19 protein-coding genes and 1 pseudogene are annotated in these 21320 nt (G+C 54.5%); 1 reads left to right on the forward strand and 19 read right to left on the reverse strand.

Annotated features, from left to right (window positions below):
* Positions 1 to 4: 4 nt before the first annotated feature.
* The 18 genes and pseudogenes from pal to sdhC form a co-directional block, all read right to left on the reverse strand.
* Positions 5 to 526 carry a peptidoglycan-associated lipoprotein Pal gene (pal, locus tag ACMGGE_RS10445; RefSeq protein ID WP_003858578.1) on the reverse strand — a complete coding sequence of 174 codons (522 nt, stop codon included), beginning with the start codon at positions 524 to 526 and terminating at the stop codon, positions 5 to 7.
* A 35-nt stretch (positions 527 to 561) separates the two neighbouring features.
* Positions 562 to 1854, reverse strand: coding sequence for a Tol-Pal system beta propeller repeat protein TolB (tolB, locus tag ACMGGE_RS10450; RefSeq protein ID WP_008501103.1), 1293 nt, complete (start codon positions 1852 to 1854; stop codon positions 562 to 564).
* A gap of 134 nt (positions 1855 to 1988) precedes the next feature.
* On the reverse strand, positions 1989 to 3281 hold the full coding sequence (tolA, locus tag ACMGGE_RS10455; RefSeq protein WP_128301600.1) for a cell envelope integrity protein TolA: 1293 nt from the start codon (positions 3279 to 3281) through the stop codon (positions 1989 to 1991).
* Between the two features lie 28 nt (positions 3282 to 3309).
* A complete protein-coding gene (tolR, locus tag ACMGGE_RS10460; protein WP_003858589.1) occupies positions 3310 to 3738 on the reverse strand; it encodes a colicin uptake protein TolR in 429 nt (142 codons plus the stop codon).
* 3 nt (positions 3739 to 3741) lie between these two features.
* The gene (gene tolQ / locus ACMGGE_RS10465) at positions 3742 to 4434 is read right to left on the reverse strand and encodes a Tol-Pal system protein TolQ (protein WP_008501101.1); all 693 of its coding nucleotides are present in this window, start codon (positions 4432 to 4434) and stop codon (positions 3742 to 3744) included.
* A complete protein-coding gene (gene ybgC / locus ACMGGE_RS10470) occupies positions 4431 to 4835 on the reverse strand; it encodes a tol-pal system-associated acyl-CoA thioesterase (protein WP_003858593.1) in 405 nt (134 codons plus the stop codon). Before ybgC ends, tolQ begins: the two co-directional genes overlap by 4 nt.
* Positions 4836 to 4983: 148 nt before the next feature.
* Positions 4984 to 5274, reverse strand: a complete 291-nt coding sequence (gene ybgE, locus ACMGGE_RS10475) for a cyd operon protein YbgE (RefSeq protein WP_008501100.1) — start codon at positions 5272 to 5274, stop codon at positions 4984 to 4986.
* Positions 5274 to 5387 carry a cytochrome bd-I oxidase subunit CydX gene (gene cydX / locus ACMGGE_RS10480; RefSeq protein ID WP_003858598.1) on the reverse strand — a complete coding sequence of 38 codons (114 nt, stop codon included), beginning with the start codon at positions 5385 to 5387 and terminating at the stop codon, positions 5274 to 5276. The genes ybgE and cydX overlap by 1 nt, the downstream gene beginning before the upstream one ends.
* 14 nt (positions 5388 to 5401) lie before the next feature.
* Positions 5402 to 6541 (reverse strand): cytochrome d ubiquinol oxidase subunit II, encoded by a 1140-nt coding sequence (gene cydB, locus ACMGGE_RS10485; protein WP_048226125.1) that lies wholly within the window; start codon positions 6539 to 6541, stop codon positions 5402 to 5404.
* A gap of 15 nt (positions 6542 to 6556) precedes the next feature.
* Positions 6557 to 8124: pseudogene (gene cydA / locus ACMGGE_RS10490) on the reverse strand (cytochrome ubiquinol oxidase subunit I).
* Between the two features lie 730 nt (positions 8125 to 8854).
* Complete coding sequence (gene sucD / locus ACMGGE_RS10495) at positions 8855 to 9724, reverse strand: succinate--CoA ligase subunit alpha (protein WP_008501094.1); 870 nt, start codon at positions 9722 to 9724, stop codon at positions 8855 to 8857.
* Positions 9724 to 10890, reverse strand: a complete 1167-nt coding sequence (gene sucC, locus ACMGGE_RS10500) for an ADP-forming succinate--CoA ligase subunit beta (RefSeq protein ID WP_006809579.1) — start codon at positions 10888 to 10890, stop codon at positions 9724 to 9726. Before sucC ends, sucD begins: the two co-directional genes overlap by 1 nt.
* A 95-nt stretch (positions 10891 to 10985) precedes the next feature.
* The gene (odhB, locus tag ACMGGE_RS10505; protein ID WP_008501093.1) at positions 10986 to 12206 is read right to left on the reverse strand and encodes a 2-oxoglutarate dehydrogenase complex dihydrolipoyllysine-residue succinyltransferase; all 1221 of its coding nucleotides are present in this window, start codon (positions 12204 to 12206) and stop codon (positions 10986 to 10988) included.
* A 14-nt stretch (positions 12207 to 12220) separates the two neighbouring features.
* Positions 12221 to 15028 (reverse strand): 2-oxoglutarate dehydrogenase E1 component, encoded by a 2808-nt coding sequence (gene sucA / locus ACMGGE_RS10510; RefSeq protein WP_008501092.1) that lies wholly within the window; start codon positions 15026 to 15028, stop codon positions 12221 to 12223.
* A 234-nt stretch (positions 15029 to 15262) separates the two neighbouring features.
* The gene (sdhB, locus tag ACMGGE_RS10515) at positions 15263 to 15979 is read right to left on the reverse strand and encodes a succinate dehydrogenase iron-sulfur subunit SdhB (RefSeq protein WP_008501090.1); all 717 of its coding nucleotides are present in this window, start codon (positions 15977 to 15979) and stop codon (positions 15263 to 15265) included.
* A 15-nt stretch (positions 15980 to 15994) separates the two neighbouring features.
* Entirely contained in the window at positions 15995 to 17761 is a 1767-nt protein-coding gene (sdhA, locus tag ACMGGE_RS10520; RefSeq protein ID WP_008501089.1) for a succinate dehydrogenase flavoprotein subunit, read from the reverse strand.
* Positions 17761 to 18108, reverse strand: coding sequence for a succinate dehydrogenase membrane anchor subunit (gene sdhD / locus ACMGGE_RS10525; protein ID WP_008501088.1), 348 nt, complete (start codon positions 18106 to 18108; stop codon positions 17761 to 17763). The genes sdhA and sdhD overlap by 1 nt, the downstream gene beginning before the upstream one ends.
* On the reverse strand, positions 18102 to 18506 hold the full coding sequence (sdhC, locus tag ACMGGE_RS10530; protein WP_020684965.1) for a succinate dehydrogenase cytochrome b556 subunit: 405 nt from the start codon (positions 18504 to 18506) through the stop codon (positions 18102 to 18104). Before sdhC ends, sdhD begins: the two co-directional genes overlap by 7 nt.
* A 639-nt stretch (positions 18507 to 19145) precedes the next feature.
* Between sdhC and ACMGGE_RS10535 the strand changes: the two genes are divergently transcribed.
* A complete protein-coding gene (locus ACMGGE_RS10535; RefSeq protein ID WP_045909567.1) occupies positions 19146 to 20429 on the forward strand; it encodes a citrate synthase in 1284 nt (427 codons plus the stop codon).
* A gap of 85 nt (positions 20430 to 20514) precedes the next feature.
* Here the strand turns inward: ACMGGE_RS10535 and nei are convergent, their stop codons facing one another.
* The gene (gene nei / locus ACMGGE_RS10540) at positions 20515 to 21306 is read right to left on the reverse strand and encodes an endonuclease VIII (protein ID WP_420293733.1); all 792 of its coding nucleotides are present in this window, start codon (positions 21304 to 21306) and stop codon (positions 20515 to 20517) included.
* Between the last annotated feature and the right edge of the window lie 14 nt (positions 21307 to 21320).

The following is a 21320-nucleotide window of genomic DNA, read 5'->3' on the forward strand; positions in this document are numbered from 1 at the left end:
TCTCTTAGTAAACCAGTACGGCACGACGGTTTTTGGAGTAAGCCGCTTCGTCGTGACCCAGTACTGCAGGTTTTTCTTTACCGTAAGAAACGATGGAGATCTGGTCAGCAGAAACGCCTTTACCCTGCAGGTACATTTTAACAGCGTTAGCACGACGTTCACCCAGGGAGATGTTGTACTCAGGAGTACCACGTTCGTCCGCGTGACCTTCTACGGTGACTTTGTAAGATGGGTTGCTACGCAGGAAGTTAGCGTGCGCATCCAGCATCGCAGCGAAGTCAGAACGGATGTCGTATTTATCCAGATCGAAGTAAACGATGTTGTTCTGCTGCAGCTGCTGCATCTGAAGACGCGCCTGCTCTTCAGAAGACATGTTGCCATTGCCGTTCGCGTCCATACCGGTGCCGGCACCCATCATGCCTTCGCCGCTCTGGTCATTGCTGGCGTTCTTGTTAGAAGAACACGCTGCGATTGCCATTACAGGCAGAGCGATCATCAGCCCCTTCAGCACTTTGTTCAGTTGCATTTCTATGATTCCTTTAGTAATCAATTAATTATTATTTACAGATACGGCGACCAGGCAGGTGATTTTACCTGTCCATCAGTAGCCGGAATACGCGCTTTGAAACGCCCATCTGTAGAAACCAGATTCAGCACAGATCCCATCCCCTGAGAAGAGCTGTAGATTACCATCGTGCCGTTAGGTGCCAGACTTGGCGTTTCATCCAGGAACGTTGACGACAGAACTTGAACGCCACCCGCTACCAGATCTTGTTTGGCAATGTGCTGCTGCCCACCGTTAGAGCTGACCATTACCATAAATTTACCGTCGCTGCTCACGTCTGAGTTCTGGTTCTGTGAACCTTCCCAGGTAATACGCTGCGGAGCGCCGCCGTTGATGTTGACTTTATAGATTTGTGGACGGCCGGCCTGGTCAGAGGTAAACGCCAGGTTTTGACTGTCCGGGAACCATGAAGGTTCGGTGTTGTTGCTACGACCGTCGGTCACCTGACGGATCTGGCCAGAGCCAATGTCCATCACGTACAGGTTCAGGCTACCGGTTTTAGACAACGCAAACGCCAGTTTAGAGCCATCTGGAGAGAACGAAGGCGCACCGTTGTGACGTGGGAAAGACGCCACCTGACGAACCGCACCGTTTGCCAGCGTCTGGATAACCAGCGCAGAACGGCCGCTTTCGAAGGTGACATACGCCAGCTTAGAACCGTCCGGAGACCAGGCTGGAGACATCAGTGGCTGCGAAGAGCGTTTCACCAGGAACTGGTTGTAGCCATCGTAATCAGATACGCGCAGCTCATACGGGAATTGACCACCGTTGGTCTGCACCACGTACGCGATACGGGTACGGAACGCACCTTTAATGCCGGTCAGTTTTTCAAATACCGCATCGCTGGCAGCGTGTGCCGCGTAGCGCAGGTACTGCTTAGTGACCTTGTAAGAGTTCTGGGCCAGAACGGTACCCGGTGCACCGCCGGTATCCACCAACTGCCAGGCCACGTTGTATGAACCGTCTGGATTAGGGGTAACCTGACCCACAACCACGGCATCAATACCCAGTGCAGACCATGCTGCAGGCTGAACTTCCTGCGCGCTACCCGGCTGCTGAGGCAGACGAGAACGATCTAACGGGTTGAATTTACCGCTGTTACGCAGGTCAGCCGCCACGATGCCACCGGCATCTTCAGGTGCAGCGCCAGGACCGGCCCACTGGAACGGAACAACACCGATTGGGCGTGCCGAGTCCACCCCCTGGGTGATCTCGATACGTACTTCTGCGTGCAGTACTGCTGCCCACAGCATTAAAAAACTAAATGCTACACGTAATGCCTGCTTCATCATATCTCCCTTATCCGGGTAACCTTACCCACGATAATTTAGCAGAATGTTAACAAACTCAAATAGACAAAACTACCCGAACCCTGTGACTAAACCTGGTCTATTTTTCCCCGTTTGCACGGGGAAAATGTAACTTAAGGTTTGAAGTCCAGCGGCGCATTTTTGAAGACTTCGTAGACTGCCTGCGAAGGCGGTTTAGGCATCTTCGCCTGACGCGCTGCAGCCAGGGCCGCAGTACATAAAGCCGGGTCGCCACCTTCAGACTTAATATCCAGCAGCATGCCATCCGGAGCCAGTTTTATACGTAACGTACACGTTTTACCGGTATAGGAAGACGCATCATAGAATCGGCTTTCAATAGCGGATTTAATCTGCGCGGCATAACCGTTGATTTCAGCCCCTGTCGCACCGTTACTCTTAGTGTTACCACTTCCGGTCGGCGCTGCGTTGTTTCCTTTCGCCCCACCGCCCGTTTTCGGCGCATTCTTACCGGAGCTCAAATCGCCCAGCAGATCGTCAACCCCTGCGGCAGCAGCGGCTTTTTCAGCGGCGGCAGCCTTTTTAGCAGCCGCTTTTTCAGCAGCTGCTTTCTTATCGGCTGCGGCCTTCTCAGCTGCAGCTTTTTTGTCAGCAGCGGCTTTTTCGGCGGCTGCCGCTTTTTCTGCCGCGGCTTTTTCTGCTGCAGCTTTCTCGGCAGCAGCCGCTTTCTTCGCAGCCTCGGCAGCAGCTTTCTTCTCTGCTTCCTGAGCGGCCTTCTTCGCGGCTTCCGCTTCTGCTTTCTTCTGAGCATCAGCTGCGGCTTTCTTCGCGGCTTCGGCTTCCGCTTTCTTCTGAGCATCAGCGGCGGCTTTCTTCGCGGCTTCGGCTTCCGCTTTCTTCGCGGCTTCGGCTTCCGCTTTCTTCTGGGCATCAGCAGCCGCTTTCTTCGCCGCTTCTGCCGCTAATTTCGCCTGGGCATCAGCCTGTGCTTTCGCGTCCGCTGCGGCTTTTGCTGCCGCCTCTTCCGCCTGCTTTTGCTGTTCCTGTGCTTTTTTCGCGGCCTCTTCGGCTTGTTTCTGCTGTTCTGCCTGCGCTTTCGCGGCTTCCTGCGCCTGCAAACGTTCTTTCTCAAGCTGCTTCAGACGCTCCTGCTCTGCGGCCTGCTTTTCACGCAGTTCTTCCGCTTGCTGTTGCGCCTGTTTTTCACGCTGCTCTTCAGCCCGTTTTGCACTCGCCTTCTGCTGTTGTTGGCGATTATAGTTCTGTACTACCGCACCGGGATCCACCATCACGGCGTCAATGGAAGACCCTCCACCGCCGCCGGCTGATGCATCAATATGCTCGTCGAACGAACTCCAGATCAGCGCTGCAAAAAGAATAACGTGCAGCACTGCGGAGACGATTATCGCTCGCTTAAGCTTGTCGTTCTGTTCGGTTGCCTTTGACACTATCGGTTCCCAAAAACTACGCGGATGATCAAATAGGTTGGGTCATTAAGCCAACTGACTTAACACCCGCACTATGTAGCAAGTTCAGCGCTTTAATAATTTCATCGTAGGGTACGTCTTTCGCGCCACCGATTAAGAAGACCGTTTTCGGATTTGACTCCAGGCGACGCTGCGCTTCGGCAATAACCTGCTCAGGTGGCAGCTGATCCATACGATCCTTCTCTACCACGACGCTGTATTGCCCTACGCCGGAAACCTCAATGATAACCGGAGGATCGTCATTGGTGCTCACCGCCTGTGATTCTGTCGCATCCGGCAGATCCACTTCCACGCTCTGGGTAATGATTGGCGCTGTTGCCATGAAGATCAGCAGCAGTACCAGCAGGACGTCCAGCAGTGGAACGATATTGATTTCGGACTTGAGCTCGCGACGACCTCGTCCACGCGATCTGGCCATGGTTTACCCCTTGTTGCTCTCGGTGCTGGTAAACGCCTGACGGTGCAGAATCGCAGTGAACTCTTCCATAAAGTTGTCGTAGTTCAGTTCCAGTTTGTTCACGCGCTGGTTCAGGCGGTTATAGGCCATAACTGCCGGAATTGCCGCAAACAGACCGATAGCGGTCGCAATCAGTGCTTCAGCGATACCCGGTGCAACCATCTGCAACGTCGCCTGCTTCACCGCGCCCAGCGCGATAAAGGCGTGCATGATCCCCCACACTGTCCCAAACAGACCGATATACGGGCTGATGGAACCGACAGTACCGAGGAAAGGAATATGCGTTTCAAGGTTTTCCAGCTCGCGGTTCATCGAGATGCGCATCGCACGCGAGGCACCTTCCACCACCGCTTCCGGCGCATGATTGTTTGCCCGATGCAGACGGGCGAACTCTTTGAAACCGCTATAGAAAATTTGCTCGGAGCCGGTCAGGTTTTCACGGCGTCCCTGGCTCTCCTGATACAGACGAGAAAGCTCAATGCCCGACCAGAACTTATCTTCGAACGCTTCTGCTTCACGGCCAGCGGCATTGAGGATACGCGTTCTCTGGATGATGATGGCCCAGGATGCGATTGAAAAACCAATCAAAATCAACATGATAAGTTTAACCAGAAGGCTTGCCTTCAGGAACAAATCAAGGATATTCATGTCAGTCACTGCTTAAACTCCGCGACAATAGACTTAGGAAGCGCACGAGGCTTCATTATGGTTGGATCAACACAAACAATCAGTACTTCAGCTGAGTTCAGTACGGTGTTCTCTGCGTTGACTATCCGCTGCGTGAAAACCAGTGAGGTTCCGCGCATTGATGTAATTTCAGTTTGGACTTCGAGCATATCGTCGAGTCTGGCAGGCGCAAAATACTCAAGCGTCATCTTGCGTACCACGAAGGCAACTCGCTCAGCCAACAGCACCTGTTGACTAAAGTGATGATGGCGCAGCATCTCTGTGCGTGCCCGTTCATAAAAAGCAACGTAGCTGGCGTGGTAAACCACACCACCGGCATCGGTATCTTCGTAATAGACACGAACCGGCCATCGAAACAGCGTTGTATTCACTTTACATCCCAGTAATGCAACAAAAGTTAGAGCTTTTAAACTTCGCTACTATACGCGCGGGAAAGATGGTTTGGAATGGGGGAAAGTAAACGGAGAGTAAATTTTTATGGGCTCGGGTAAGCCCATAACGTTAACGGACATTTCTTATTCAGAAGAAGAAGAAAATCAAACCGGCGAGAAGCACCAGATCGGCAATCAGCGGGCAGAAAATTCCCTGCCAGTGAACGGCTTTCGGACGAAAGCCCACGCCGTGGATCACACCTGCGCACACCGCCCACATAATGAGGAAGCCGTGCCAGATTTCAAGCTCGCTGGTTTTCGCTGCAAAGCGCGAAGGGTCCCAGAAGATACAACCTGCCAGCAGTAATGCCATCACTAAAGAAAGCGCCCGTAACGGGCGCTTGTCCATTACCGCGTAAAGTTTCGCGATAATATTCATCAGTGTTTTTCTTCACCCGCTTTGGTCGCTTCTACATGCTCAAGCGCCAGGGCAGTGATGACACCAAATGCACAGGCAAGAAGCGTCCCTAAAATCCATGCGAAATACCACATATTCAGCTCCTTACTTAGTACATAGAGTGGGTGTTGCTTTCGATATGTTCTTTCGTGATACGACCGAACATTTTCCAGTAACACCAGATGGTGTAGGCCAGAACGATCGGAACGAACACGCATGCAACATACGTCATCAGGTTCAGCGTCATATGGCTGGACGTTGCATCCCACATGGTCAGGCTAGCATTCAGCATGGTGCTGGATGGCATGACGAATGGGAACATCGCAATACCCGCCGTCAGGATAATGCATGCCAGGGTCAGTGAAGAGAACACGAACGCCAGCGCGCCTTTTTCCAGACGAGACGTCAGCACGGTCAGCAGCGGCAGCAGCACGCCCAGCGCCGGGATCGCCCACAGCACAGGGGTATTGTTGAAGTTCACCAGCCATGCCCCCGCCTGACGCGCCACTTCTTTGGTCAGCGGGTTAGACGGTGCGGTGTGGTTGATCGCAGACGTCACCACGTAACCATCAATACCGTACACCACCCACACACCGGCCAGCGCGAAGCAGACCAGCGTAACCAGCGCAGCAACCTGAGCCGTCGCGCGCGAACGCAGATGCAGCTCACCCACGGTACGCATCTGCAGATAGGTTGCGCCCTGAGTGATGATCATCGCCACGCTCACGACACCGGCCAGCAGACCAAACGGATTCAGCAGCTGGAAGAAGTTACCGGTGTAGTAAAGACGCATGTATTCGTCCAGATGGAACGGTACGCCCTGCAGCAGGTTACCAAACGCCACGCCGATCACCAGCGGCGGAACGAAGCTACCGATGAAGATGCCCCAGTCCCACATGTTGCGCCAGCGGGTATCTTCAATCTTGGAACGGTAGTCGAAACCGACCGGACGGAAGAATAAAGAGGCCAGCACCAGAATCATCGCCACATAGAAACCGGAGAACGCAGCCGCGTAGACCATCGGCCAGGCAGCGAACAGCGCGCCGCCTGCGGTGATCAGCCACACCTGGTTACCGTCCCAGTGTGGGGCGATGGAGTTGATCATGATTCGACGCTCGGTGTCATTACGACCGAGGAAACGGGTGAGCATCCCCACCCCCATGTCGAAACCATCCGTGACGGCGAAACCGATCAGCAGAACGCCAACCAGCAGCCACCAGATAAAACGCAATACTTCATAATCGATCATTTGATGACTCCTGTCTTAGCGTGCCGGCTGAGTAGTCGCAGTGGACTGCTCGTAGTGATAGCGACCGGTTTTCAGGCTGCTTGGGCCAAGGCGCGCGAACTTGAACATCAGGAACAGTTCAGCCACCAGGAACAGGGTGTACAGACCACAAATCAGCAGCATGGAGAAGATCAGGTCACCTGCGGTCAGGGACGAGTTCGCTACCGCCGTTGGCAGCACCTCACCGATCGCCCATGGCTGACGGCCATACTCCGCCACAAACCAGCCTGATTCAATTGCGATCCACGGCAGTGGAATACCGTACAGCGCAGTGCGCAGCAGCCATTTTTTCTCGCCGATACGGTTGCGAATCACGGACCAGAAGGACGCCGCAATGATCAGCAGCATGATGATGCCGCAGCCCACCATGATACGGAATGCGAAGTACAGTGGCGCAACGCGTGGAATCGAGTCCTTGGTTGCCATCTGGATCTGGGCTTCCGTCGCATCAGACACGTTCGGGGTATAACGCTTCAGCAGCAGACCGTAACCCAGATCTTTCTTCACGTCGTTAAACTGGTCGCGAACGGCCTGGTCGGTAGAACCGGCACGCAGCTGTTCCAGCAGCGAGTAGGCTTTCATACCGTTACGGATACGCTCTTCGTGCTGCACCATCAGCTCTTTCAGACCCGTCACCTGCTTATCAACAGAACGGGTGGCGATAATACCCAGCGCGTAAGGTATTTGAATGGCGAAGCGGTTTTCCTGCGCGTCCTGATCGGGAATACCGAACAGCGTAAAGGCAGCAGGCGCCGGTTGGGTTTCCCATTCGGCTTCAATGGCGGCCAGTTTGGTTTTCTGCACGTCACCCATTTCGTAACCGGATTCATCACCCAGAACGATAACGGAGAGGATAGCAGCCATACCGAAGCTTGCAGCGATAGCAAAGGAGCGCTTAGCAAACGCGAAGTCACGACCGCGCAGCATATAGTAAGAACTGATGCCCAGTACAAACATCGCGCCGCACACATAGCCAGAAGCGACGGTGTGAACGAATTTAACCTGAGCAACCGGGTTCAGGACCAGCTCGGCAAAGCTGACCATCTCCATACGCATGGTTTCGAAGTTAAAATCAGACGCGATAGGGTTCTGCATCCAGCCGTTCGCGACCAGGATCCACAGCGCGGACAGGTTCGAACCTAATGCCACCAGCCAGGTCACCGCCATATGCTGGACTTTACCCAGACGGTCCCAACCGAAGAAGAACAGACCTACAAAGGTGGATTCGAGGAAGAATGCCATCAGACCTTCAATGGCCAGCGGCGCACCGAAGATATCCCCGACATAGTGGGAATAGTAAGACCAGTTAGTCCCGAACTGGAACTCCATGGTCAGACCGGTTGCCACGCCCAGTGCGAAGTTGATACCAAACAACTTGCCCCAGAACTGGTCATATCTTTATAAATCTGTTTGCCGGAGAGAACGTATACCGTTTCCATGATGGCCAGCAGGAACGCCATACCGAGCGTCAGTGGCACAAACAGGAAGTGGTACATCGCGGTCAAGGCAAACTGTAAGCGCGACAGTTCGACTATATCTAACATTATGACTCCTTGCTCATCGCATGAAGACTCCGAGAGTGAACCCCATCAAAGCGATCCACACGCATGCCCCAATACAAATTATTCGCATCCTTGTCGTCGTTATTACCCTGAGGGAGGATAAAAACGATGACGTGAGGTTACAAATACGTTAATAAAAAACTCAAATTGATCCCGCAAATATAATACGCTGCAAAACCCTTACAATAAACAGGTTTTTATAGAGTCACATTTACGTTTTTCGACGGTGATCAATTTATAGCAAAATTACCACTTTTCGGCCATTTTGATCGGGGACAATTTAGCGCTTTTCAGCACCTTTTTCCAAGGATTAAACATTGATTTAAATCAAAAACAATCCGTTATGTTAATTGTGTTTTGATGTGGTAAACATGGTAAAAACCATGTTAAAGATATGTATATGAAATACAATTAAGGTTATCGAATCGAATGATGAATATAAACAGAAGTGATTTTTATTAACTCAGTAGCGCTTAATGACTGATTTATTCAGGACATAAATTTTAGTGCGTTTTTCATTTTTTTCCATCTGCCCTCTTAAAGGCAAATAAATAACAATTATTTTACTTTTGCATCCTCTGTAATTAACACCACTTTGTGACTATTGCATGACACCCGGCAGGCAATAAAAAAGGCCGCTTTACAGCGGCCAACCATGTCGAAACGGACATTTTTATACTGCAACGCCCCCCTTTCGGGGAGCAGAGAGGACTTACTTAATGATGGATTTCAGTGCTTCGCCGATATCCGCCAGGCTGCGAACGGTTTTCACGCCTGCGGCTTCCAGCGCTGCGAATTTCTCATCAGCCGTACCTTTACCACCGGCGATGATCGCGCCTGCGTGACCCATACGCTTGCCTTTCGGCGCGGTCACACCCGCGATGTAGCCCACAACTGGCTTGGTCACGTGTTCTTTGATGTAAGCAGCCGCTTCTTCTTCCGCGCTACCACCGATCTCACCGATCATCACGATAGCTTCGGTCTGTGGATCTTCCTGGAACAGCTTCAGGATGTCGATGAAGTTAGAACCCGGGATTGGGTCACCGCCGATGCCCACGCAGGTGGACTGGCCGAAGCCGTAGTCGGTGGTCTGCTTAACCGCTTCATAGGTCAGGGTACCGGAACGGGACACGATGCCCACTTTACCCGGCTTGTGAATGTGGCCCGGCATGATGCCGATTTTGCATTCGCCCGGGGTGATAACGCCTGGGCAGTTCGGGCCGATCATACGCACGCCAGCTTCATCCAGCTTCACCTTCACGGTCAGCATATCCAGCGTCGGGATGCCTTCAGTGATGGTGATGATCAGTTTGATGCCTGCGTCGATCGCTTCCAGAATAGAGTCTTTGCAGAACGGCGCCGGAACGTAGATCACGGTCGCGGTTGCGCCCGTCGCTTCTACGGCTTCACGCACGGTGTTGAACACCGGCAGGCCCAGGTGGGTGGTGCCGCCTTTACCTGGCGTTACGCCGCCAACCATCTGCGTGCCGTAGGCAATCGCCTGTTCGGAGTGGAAAGTCCCCTGGCTACCGGTGAAGCCCTGGCAGATAACCTTGGTATCTTTATTAATTAAAACTGACATTATTTCCCCTCCACTGCGGCAACAACCTGCTGAGCTGCATCCGTCAGACTTTTCGCTGCAATAATATTCAGGCCGCTGTCAGCCAGTTTTTTCGCGCCGAGTTCAGCGTTGTTACCTTCCAGACGCACAACCACCGGAACGTTAACACCTACTTCTTCTACCGCGCCGATGATACCGTCGGCGATCAGGTCACAACGGACGATACCGCCGAAGATGTTAACCAGAACGGCCTTCACGTTGTCGTCGGAGAGAATGATTTTGAACGCTTCGGTTACGCGCTCTTTGGTTGCGCCACCGCCCACGTCGAGGAAGTTTGCTGGCTCACCGCCGTGCAGCTTAACGATGTCCATGGTGCCCATTGCCAGGCCCGCACCGTTAACCATGCAACCGATGTTACCGTCCAGCGCCACGTAGTTCAGTTCCCACTGTGCCGCCTGCGCTTCACGCGGGTCTTCCTGAGACTGGTCGCGCATTTCGCGCAGATCCGGCTGGCGGAACAGCGCGTTGCCGTCAGCGCCCAGCTTGCCGTCGAGGCAGATCAGATCGCCCTGGGTCGTGATCACCAGCGGGTTGATCTCGATCAGCGCCAGATCGCGCTCCAGGAAGATGGTCGCCAGACCCATGAAGATCTTGGTGAACTGCTGAACCAGTTTACCTTCCAGACCCAGCTTGAACGCCAGCTCGCGACCCTGGTAAGGCATTGGGCCTGCCAGCGGATCGATAGCCACTTTGTGGATCAGGTGTGGGGTTTCTTCCGCCACTTTTTCGATTTCCACGCCGCCTTCGGTAGACGCCATGAACACCACGCGACGGGAGCTACGGTCAACCACCGCGCCCAGATACAGCTCTTTCGCGATGTCGGTCGCCGCTTCAACCAGGATCTGGTTAACCGGCTGGCCGTTCGCATCTGTCTGGTACGTTACCAGACGCTTACCGAGCCAATGTTCAGCAAACGCACGAATCTCTTCTTTGCTCTTAACAACCTTCACACCGCCCGCTTTACCACGGCCACCAGCGTGAACCTGACACTTAACTACCCACGGGCCGGAACCGATTTTAGATGCGGCTTCTTCTGCTTCACGCGGGGTAGTACAGGCATAACCCACCGGAGCCGGTAAGCCATACCGGGCAAACAGCTGTTTGGCCTGATATTCATGTAAGTTCATGTGTTCTATCCATCCTTCAGGGTAATCGTTATCTTCAAACCTGTAGACCGGCGCAGCGTGTGCCGGTCCACGGGGCAGGTGATGCTAAATCGTGACTAGACGTCCAGCAGCAGACGCGTTGGATCTTCCAGCAGCTCTTTAATGGCAACCAGGAAGCCCACGGACTCGCGGCCGTCGATCAGGCGGTGGTCGTAAGAGAGCGCCAGGTACATCATCGGCAGGATCTCAACTTTACCGTCTACCGCCATCGGGCGATCTTTAATGGCATGCATACCCAGGATCGCGCTCTGCGGCGGGTTAATGATCGGGGTAGACATCAGCGAGCCGAATACGCCGCCGTTGGTAATGGTGAAGTTACCGCCGGTCAGATCGTCTACGGTCAGCTTGCCGTCGCGGCCTTTCACAGCCAGCTCTTTAATGTTTTTCTCGATGTCAGCCATACCCAGGGTATCCACATCACGCAGAACCGGGGTCACCAGGCCACGTGGGGTCGAAACCGCCATGCTGACGTCGAAGTAGTTGTGGTAAACCACGTCATCGCCATCGATGGACGCGTTCACTTCCGGGTAGCGTTTCAGCGCTTCAACCACCGCCTTCACGTAGAAGGACATAAAGCCCAGACGGATACCGTGACGTTTTTCAAACGCGTCACCGTACTGCTTACGCAGGTCCATGATTGGCTTCATGTTTACTTCGTTGAAGGTGGTCAGCATCGCGGTAGAGTTTTTCGCTTCCAGCAGACGCTCGGCCACGCGCTTACGCAGGCGGGTCATTGGCACGCGTTTTTCGCTGCGTGCGCCCAGCGCAGGCTGTGCTGCCGGTGCTGCCGCAGGGGCTTTCGCTTCTGCCTGAGCAGGCGCTTTCGCCAGATGCTTGTCGATGTCTTCGCGGGTCAGACGACCGCCCACACCGGTGCCTTTAATGGCTGCCGGGTCAAGGCTGTGTTCCGCCAGCAGGCGACGGATCGCTGGGCTGAGGGCGTCGTTGGACTGCTCTTCCAGAGAGGCCTGCTGGCGCTGAGCCGGCGTAGAGGCTTTCTCTTCAGACTTCGCGCTGGACTCTTTGCCCGCGCTGTTGCCTTCACGCAGGCGACCCAGGATCTGACGAGAGGTGACGGTGGTACCTTCATCTTCCAGCACCGCGTCCAGAACGCCATCCGCCGAAGCCGGTACTTCCAGTACCACTTTGTCAGTTTCGATTTCTACCAGCACTTCATCGCGCTTAACGGCATCGCCTGGTTTTTTGTGCCAGGTAGCGACGGTCGCATCTGCTACAGATTCAGGCAGGTCGGGAACAAGAATATCTACGCTACTCATTATGTATCCTTTAATTAATCGACGTTCAGCGCGTCATTGACCAGATCTTGTTGCTGCTTCTGGTGAACGGACATATACCCTACCGCCGGAGAGGCGGAGGCCGGGCGACCTGCATAGCGCAGGGCTGACCCAAATGGAATCACTTCACGGAAATGATGCTGGCTGCAGTACCATGCGCCCTGGTTGAGCGGCTCTTCCTGGCACCAGACAAAATCATGAACGTGAGCGTACGGTTTCAGCGCTTCCTGCACCGCCTGGTGCGGGAACGGATAAAGCTGTTCGATACGCACGATGGCGACATCTTTCTGATCGTTCTTACGGCGCTGTTCCAGCAGGTCGTAATAAACCTTACCAGAACACATCACCACACGCTTCACGGCCTGCGGATCCAGCTCGTCAATTTCACCGATGGCTGGCAGGAAGGTACCGTTCGCCAGCTCTTCCAGGCTGGACACCGCCAGCGGGTGACGCAGCAGGGATTTTGGTGACATGACCACCAGCGGACGACGCATACCGCGCAGCGCCTGACGACGCAGCATGTGGTAAACCTGCGCCGGGGTGGACGGTACGCAAACCTGCATGTTCTGCTCAGCGCAGAGCTGCAGATAACGTTCCAGACGCGCGGAGGAGTGCTCCGGACCCTGGCCTTCATAGCCGTGCGGCAGCAGCATCACCAGGCCACACATACGGCCCCACTTCTGCTCGCCTGAGGAGATGAACTGGTCGATAACCACCTGCGCACCGTTGGCGAAGTCGCCGAACTGCGCTTCCCAGATGGTCAGGGTGCGCGGTTCTGCCGTGGCGTAACCGTACTCGAAAGCCAGTACCGCTTCTTCAGACAGCACGGAGTCCCAGACCTTGAACTGGCCCTGACCGTTGTGCACGTGCTGCAGCGGGGTGTAGGTTGAACCGTTAGACTGGTTGTGAACGACCGCGTGACGGTGGAAGAAGGTGCCACGGCCCGCATCTTCACCGGACAGACGAACAGGAATGCCTTCGTCAACCAGCGTCGCGTAAGCCAGCGTTTCCGCGCCGCCCCAGTCGAACAGCTTCTCGCCTGCCGCCATGGCCTGACGGTCAGCATAAATTTTCGCTACGCGAGACTGCATCTCGATAGCGTCCGGCACGGTGCTGATGCGTTTAGCCAACTCCTGCAGGCGCTTCATCTCCACCTTGTTCGGGTAGCTCTCATCCCACTCGTGGTTGAGGTACGGCGACCAGGTAAAGGAGTGCATGTTCATCGGGCGCAGCTCTTTCACTACGCACTCACCCGCATCCAGTGCGTCGCGGTAAAGGTTGACCATTTCGGTCGCATCTTCCAGCGTCGCCACTTTGTCGCTCTCCAGCTTGTCAGCATAGATTTTGCGCGGGGTCGGGTGTTTTTTGATTTTCTGGTACATCAGCGGCTGGGTTGCACTTGGCTCATCCGCTTCGTTGTGGCCGTGACGGCGGTAGCAGAAGAGGTCAATGAACACATCGCGTTTGAAGGTGTTACGGAAGTCCAGCGCCAGACGGGTAACGAAAGCCACGGCTTCCGGGTCATCCGCGTTAACGTGGAAGATCGGCGCCTGCACCATCTTACCGATGTCGGTGCAGTACGGGGTAGAACGCGCGTCCAGCGGGTTAGAGGTGGTGAAGCCCACCTGGTTGTTGATTACGATGCGAACGGTACCGCCCACTTCATAACCACGCGCTTTCGACATGTTCAGGGTTTCCTGCACCACGCCCTGCCCTGTCACCGCCGCATCACCGTGGATGGTGATTGGCAGAACTTTGTTGCTGCTCGGCTCGTCCAGACGATCCAGACGCGCGCGCACGGAACCGATAACCACCGGGCTGACGATTTCCAGGTGTGACGGGTTAAACGCCAGCGCCAGGTGAACCAGACCGCCTTCGGTTTCGATATCAGACGAGAAGCCCATGTGGTACTTCACGTCGCCGGTGCCGAGGTGTTCTTTATGTTTGCCCGCGAATTCGTCGAACAGGTCCTGCGGTTTTTTACCCAGCACGTTGACCAGTACGTTCAGACGACCACGGTGTGCCATGCCCAGCACCACTTCACGGGTGCCGCTCTTGCCTGCGTGACGAATCAGCTCTTTCAGCATCGGCACCAGGGCGTCACCGCCTTCCAGCGAGAAGCGTTTTGCGCCCGGGAACTTCGCGCCCAGATAGCGCTCAAGGCCTTCCGCTGCGGTCAGTTCGCTGAGGAAGCGTTTTTTCTCGTCAGCCGAGAAGGTCGCGTGGCCCGCTACGGATTCGATGCGCTGCTGGATCCAGCGCTTCTCTTCGGTAGAGGTAATGTGCATGTATTCCGCGCCGATGGAGCCGCAGTAGGTTTGCTTGAGCGCGTCAATCAGATCGCCCAGCTTCATCGTGTCTTTGCCGATGGCAAAGGAACCTACGTTAAAGCTTTCCTGGAAATCGGCCTCGGTCAGATCGTGATACGCCGGATCGAGATCGGCCACACGGTCTTGTTTCCACAGTCCCAGCGGATCGAGATTCGCATGCTGGTGACCACGGAAGCGATAAGCGTTGATAAGCTGCAGGACTTTAACCTGCTTCGCATTGGTGTCAGGGTCGGAAATCGCAGAAGAGTAACGTGAGGCATCCTTCGCCAGACGACGGAAATAATCACGTGTTTTGGAATGGAATTGATCCGGTTTGACCCCTGTACCAGGCAACTGCTGGAACATGGAACGCCAGTTTGCGTCCACTGAGTCAGGATCGGTTAAGAAGTCTTCATAGAGCTGTTCTATCCAGCTCTGGTTGGCACCAGAGAGGTAAGAAGAGTCCAGCCAGGCTTTCATTGCGCCGTTCTGCATCGTGATCCCTTAAGCATTTTTATGCTTACTTTCGCCGTAGAAACTACCACGCACACCACGTGTACGTGCCGGGGTTCACCTGCGAGCTCTTTGTGGCCCGCGAAGGAACCTTTAGAAACTGTCTAGACTTCAGGGCAGTTTTTAAAGGTTTCTGCATTTTGCCCGGTGGCGCTACGCTTACCGGGCCTACAGTTTCGTAGGCCGGATAAGCGCAGCGCCATCCGGCAAATTTACTTACGCACTGCGCTGCAGCAGCATCGACTTAATATGGCCGATGGCGCGCGTCGGGTTCAGCCCCTTCGGACACACACTGACGCAGTTCATGATGCTATGGCAGCGGAATACGCTGAAAGCGTCACTCAGTCCTTCCAGACGGCTGTCGGTTTCAGTGTCGCGGCTATCGATCAGGAAGCGATAGGCAGCCAGCAGACCGGCCGGGCCGATAAACTTGTCCGGGTTCCACCAGAACGACGGGCAGGACGTAGAACAGCATGCGCAGAGAATACACTCGTACAGACCATCGAGTTTTTCACGCTGCTCAGGAGACTGTAAGTGCTCGCGAGCGGGTGGATTTTGCCCATTATTCAATAAGTAAGGCTTAATCTTCTCATATTGTGCATAGAATTGCCCCATGTCTACCACCAAATCACGCACGACCGGCAGGCCTGGCAGAGGACGGATAACAATTTTCTGACCAGGACGCTGCAACGCTGAAATTGGCGTGATGCAGGCCAGGCCATTTTTGCCGTTCATGTTCACACCGTCAGAGCCACACACCCCTTCACGGCAGGAGCGGCGGAACGACAGGGTTGGATCTTTTTCTTTCAGCTGGATTAAGGCATCCAGCAGCATCATGTCACGACCTTCTTCCGCTTCCAGCGTGTAATCCTGCATGCGCGGAGCGTCATCTACATCCGGGTTATAACGATAAACTGAGAATTCGAGTTTCATTATCCTGTCTCCGCATTAGTAAGTACGAATCTTCGGCGGGAACGCCGGACGCAGTTTCGGTTCCATGTTGACGCTACGACGCGTCATGGTTTCCGACTCTGGCAGATACAGGGAATGGCACAGCCAGTTTTCGTCATCACGCTCCGGGAAGTCGAAGCGGCTATGCGCGCCACGGCTTTCGGTACGGAAGTTTGCCGACATCGCGGTCGCGAACGCGGTTTCCATCAGGTTATCCAGCTCCAGGCACTCAACGCGCTGGGTGTTGAACTCGCTGGAAGTGTCGTCCAGACGGGCATTTTTCAGACGCTCGCGGATCGCTTTCAGCTGCTCAAGACCTTTGGCCATCGCGTCGCCTTCACGGAATACCGAGAAGTTGTGCTGCATGCACTCCTGCAGCGCTTTGCGGATTTCCACCGGATCTTCGCCGTTACGGTTGCCGTTCCAGCGGTTGAGGCGCTCAAGAGAGGCATCAATTTCGTCGTCGGTTGCGTCACGCAGCGCGCCCTGCTCGGCAATGGATTCCTGCAGATGCAGACCCACCGCACGACCAAACACCACCAGATCCAGCAGGGAGTTGCCACCCAGACGGTTTGCCCCGTGTACGGATACGCAGGCAATTTCGCCCACCGCGAACAGGCCAGGAATGACCACGTCTTCGCCCTGCTCGTTCACGGTCAGCGCCTGACCGGTCACTTTGGTCGGAATACCGCCCATCATGTAGTGGCAGGTTGGGATAACCGGAATCGGCTCTTTCACCGGATCGACGTGCGCGAAGGTGCGGGAGAGTTCCAGGATGCCCGGCAGACGGGACTCCAGCACTTCTTTACCCAGATGGTCGAGTTTCAGCTTGGCGTGTGGACCCCATGGGCCGTCGCAGCCGCGACCTTCACGGATTTCGATCATGATGGAACGCGCCACCACGTCACGACCCGCTAGATCTTTCGCATTCGGAGCATAACGCTCCATGAAGCGCTCGCCGTGTTTGTTCAGCAGGTAGCCACCTTCACCACGGCAGCCTTCCGTCACCAGAACGCCCGCACCGGCGATACCGGTTGGGTGGAATTGCCACATCTCCATATCCTGCACCGGCACGCCCGCGCGGATAGCCATACCGACACCGTCACCGGTGTTGATGTGGGCGTTGGTGGTGGACTGGTAAATACGGCCTGCACCGCCGGTCGCCAGCACGGTAGCACGGGCTTTGAAGTAAACCACTTCACCGGTTTCGATACACAGCGCGGTACAACCAACAATGGCGCCATCGGCGTTTTTCACCAGATCCAGCGCATACCACTCGGAGAAGATGGTGGTGTGGTTTTTCAGGTTCTGCTGATACAGGGTGTGCAGCAGCGCGTGACCAGTACGGTCAGCCGCCGCCGCGGTGCGTGCCGCCTGCTCGCCGCCGAAGTTTTTCGACTGGCCGCCAAACGGACGCTGATAGATGGTGCCATTTTCCAGACGGGAGAACGGCAGACCCATATGGTCCAGCTCCAGAATCGCTTCCGGGCCAGTTTTACACATATATTCGATGGCATCCTGGTCGCCAATGTAATCGGAACCTTTTACCGTGTCATACATGTGCCATTCCCAGTTATCTTCATGGGAGTTACCCAGCGCAACGGTGATACCGCCCTGCGCGGACACAGTGTGGGAACGGGTCGGGAAAACTTTAGAGAGCAGCGCACAGCTCTGGCCGCTCTGGGAAATTTGCAGTGCGGCACGCATACCTGCGCCACCGGCACCAATCACAACAGCATCAAATTCTCTGACTGGCAATTTCATTACACACCCCACACCACAACGAATCCATAAATAACGTAAACCACCAGTGCAACGACAATGGCCAGCTGCAGTGGGAGGCGAATCGCCAGCGGTTTAACGTAATCGGTCAACACCTGCCACATGCCAATCCAGGCATGAATAAGGATGGAGAACAGGGCCAGCAGGGTGAACACTTTGGTGAAGGCGGATCCGAAGAACCCACTCCAGATTTCCCACGTCAGCGTGCCGCTGGTCGCGAAGAAACCGATCATATAGATGATGTAGAGGGTGAGAACGATGGCGGTAGCACGGACCAGAATGAAGTCATGTACGCCGTTGCGTCCTAATGCGGAGGCGTTGCTTACCATACGAGAACTCCTGCGAGAAGTGAAAGCACGACTGTAATCACAAATGAAATGTTAGCGGAGCGTTTTCCGGCTTCGAAGGTTTCTTCCAGGTAGCCAAAGTCCATCAGCATATGGCGAACACCCACCACAACGTGGTACGCCAGTGCGGTCAGAATGCCCCACATGATGAATTTCACGAAGAAGCTGTTCATGATGGCTGAGGCCTGGAGGAATCCTTCAGGGGAAGAGAGGCTGGTGCCCAGTAACCACAGCAGAATACCGACCGCCACAAACGTAATCACACCAGAAACACGGTGCAGAATGGACGCTATTGCTGTTACAGGGAACCGGATCGTTTTGAGATCCAGATTGACAGGTCTTTGTTTTTTCACATTTCTTATCATGAATAACGCCCACATGCTGTTCTTATTGTTTCCTTCCTCCGGACTGCGATGCGGGTCAGACAGCGTTCCTTTTCTATAACTGCGCGTCATGCAAAACAGTGCTTCCAGATGCTTAAACGACACATTACAACGCTGGGTGGCTCGGGATTGCAGGGTGTTCCGGAGACCTGGCGGCAGTATAGGCCGTTCACAAAATCATTACAATTAACCTACATACAGTTTGTCGGGTTTTCTCTGGAACAGTGATCAGGGTCACGATAACAACATCTTTTTAATTTTTAATCATCTGATTTGACAAATGTTAAACAATATTGTTACAAACGTCATCAGAAAAGGCATATAATGCGCAAAAGTTATGAGGTCTCTCTTTCACCTGACAAATAGTTATGTAACAGTGTGATGGTATTGACCGAAGTTATCAGGACAGTTATTAGTGATATACAGGTTTGAATAATTCGGACTGCAAAAACGCTGATTTGCTGTTGTTTCACTGATATTTCATTCGTTTACCTGCAAGGCGCCATAGCTCTGTACCCTGGTTTGTCCTCGTGAGCTGAGCGGTAAGCCAAATAACAATCTGGTAACGGTGATTAACAGCTGAAAGCAAATCCGGTAAAGCGCAGTCTTAAGCATAAGGCGCTAAGGAGACCGTAAATGGCTGATACAAAGGCAACGCTCACCCTAAATGGTGACACTGCTATTGAACTGGATGTGCTAAAAGGCACGCTCGGTCAGGATGTTATTGATATCCGTACGCTGGGTTCCAAAGGGATGTTTACCTTTGACCCTGGATTTACCTCTACCGCATCTTGCGAATCCAAAATCACCTTTATCGACGGTGACGAAGGTATCCTGCTCCATCGCGGCTTCCCTATCGATCAGTTAGCCACCGAATCCAACTACCTGGAAGTGTGCTACATCCTGCTGAACGGCGAAAAACCGACGCAGGCCCAGTTCGATGAATTTAAAACCACCGTGACCCGTCACACCATGATCCATGAGCAGATTACCCGTCTGTTCCATGCGTTCCGTCGTGACTCTCACCCAATGGCGGTGATGTGCGGGATTACCGGTGCGCTGGCAGCGTTCTACCACGACTCCCTTGACGTGAATAATCCGCGTCACCGTGAAATCGCCGCTTACCGTCTGCTGTCCAAAATGCCGACCATGGCGGCGATGTGTTACAAATACTCCATCGGTCAGCCGTTTGTGTATCCGCGCAACGACCTCTCCTACGCGGGCAACTTCCTGCGCATGATGTTCTCCACGCCGTGCGAAGAGTACGAAGTGAACCCGGTTCTGGAACGCGCGATGGACCGTATTCTGATCCTGCACGCTGACCACGAACAGAACGCCTCGACCTCCACCGTCCGTACCGCAGGCTCTTCAGGCGCGAACCCGTTCGCCTGTATCGCTGCGGGCATCGCCTCCCTGTGGGGACCGGCGCACGGCGGCGCGAACGAAGCGGCACTGAAGATGCTGGAAGAGATCAGCACCGTTGAGCATATTCCTGAGTTCGTGCGTCGCGCGAAAGACAAGAATGACTCCTTCCGCCTGATGGGCTTCGGTCACCGTGTTTACAAAAACTACGACCCACGCGCCACCGTGATGCGTGAGACCTGCCACGAAGTGCTGAAAGAGCTGGGTACCAAAGATGACCTGCTGGAAGTGGCGATGGAGCTGGAACACATCGCGCTGAACGACCCGTACTTCATCGAGAAGAAACTCTACCCGAACGTCGATTTCTACTCTGGCATTATTCTGAAAGCGATGGGCATTCCGTCTTCCATGTTCACCGTCATCTTCGCCATGGCGCGTACCGTAGGCTGGATTGCGCACTGGAACGAAATGCACAGCGAAGGCATGAAGATCGCCCGTCCTCGTCAGCTGTATACCGGCTACGAGCAGCGTGATTTTAAGTCCGACCTGAAGCGCTAAAAGTTAAGCCCGGTGGCGCTACCGCTTACCGGGCCTACAAATGCGAAACGTAGGCCGGGTAAGGCGTAGCCGCCACCCGGCTTTTTTACATCTGGCACCCTGGACACCAGTAAAACGGTCTGGAAGAGATCGTAGCCTTCTCAATCACGCCGCCGCACCGCTCGCACTTTTTCCCCGCCCGATGAAACACCTTGAACCGGAACAGCGCCCCGTGGTGCTTGTTTTCATCTACGATGCCGCGCGTGTTGTACGATAGCCGCGGGATGTCCAGCAGCGCGTGGGACAGCGCCTCCAGCTGTTCATCGCTCAGCTGAGAGGCTTTATGCTGCGGCGCCAGCCCGACTTCCCAGAGGATTTCCACCCGCAGGTAGTTGCCAAGCCCGGCCAGAAACGCCTGGTCAAGAAACAGGCCGGAAAACTGCCGGTTGCGGAATGTGAGCGATAGCAGTCGGGCCTTCACATCGCTCGCCGTCAGACGCATATCCAGCACGTCCGGCCCCACTCGCTGTAGAAACGGGTGTGTGAGGAGTTGCTCCGGCGTTAACATTTCAATATCAGAGGCGCTATAGAGCAGGATCGCCTTATCGGCCGTTTGCAGCCTGACGCGCAGCACGCGGGTAGTCTGCGGCTGTTCACCCGCCTCCACCACTCGCCAGACGCCGTAAAGCTGGTTATGGCTATATAACGTCAGGTTATGGGAAAAATGCGTCAGCAGCGCTTTGCCACGCGTTTCAATATGCGTTACCGACTGCCCCACCAGCTGTGATTCAAACGGTTTCAGTTGAGGAAAAGCAAACCAGACCTCCGTCAGGGGTTTGCCCTTTATCGCCGCCTCGAGGCTATCCGCCGCGCGGCGGATCTCCGGGCCTTCTGGCATTTTTCTGTCCTTTC

The sequence above is a fragment of the Enterobacter sp. BNK-22 genome, assembly GCF_048684805.1.
In the GTDB taxonomy this organism is placed as follows: domain Bacteria; phylum Pseudomonadota; class Gammaproteobacteria; order Enterobacterales; family Enterobacteriaceae; genus Enterobacter; species Enterobacter quasiroggenkampii.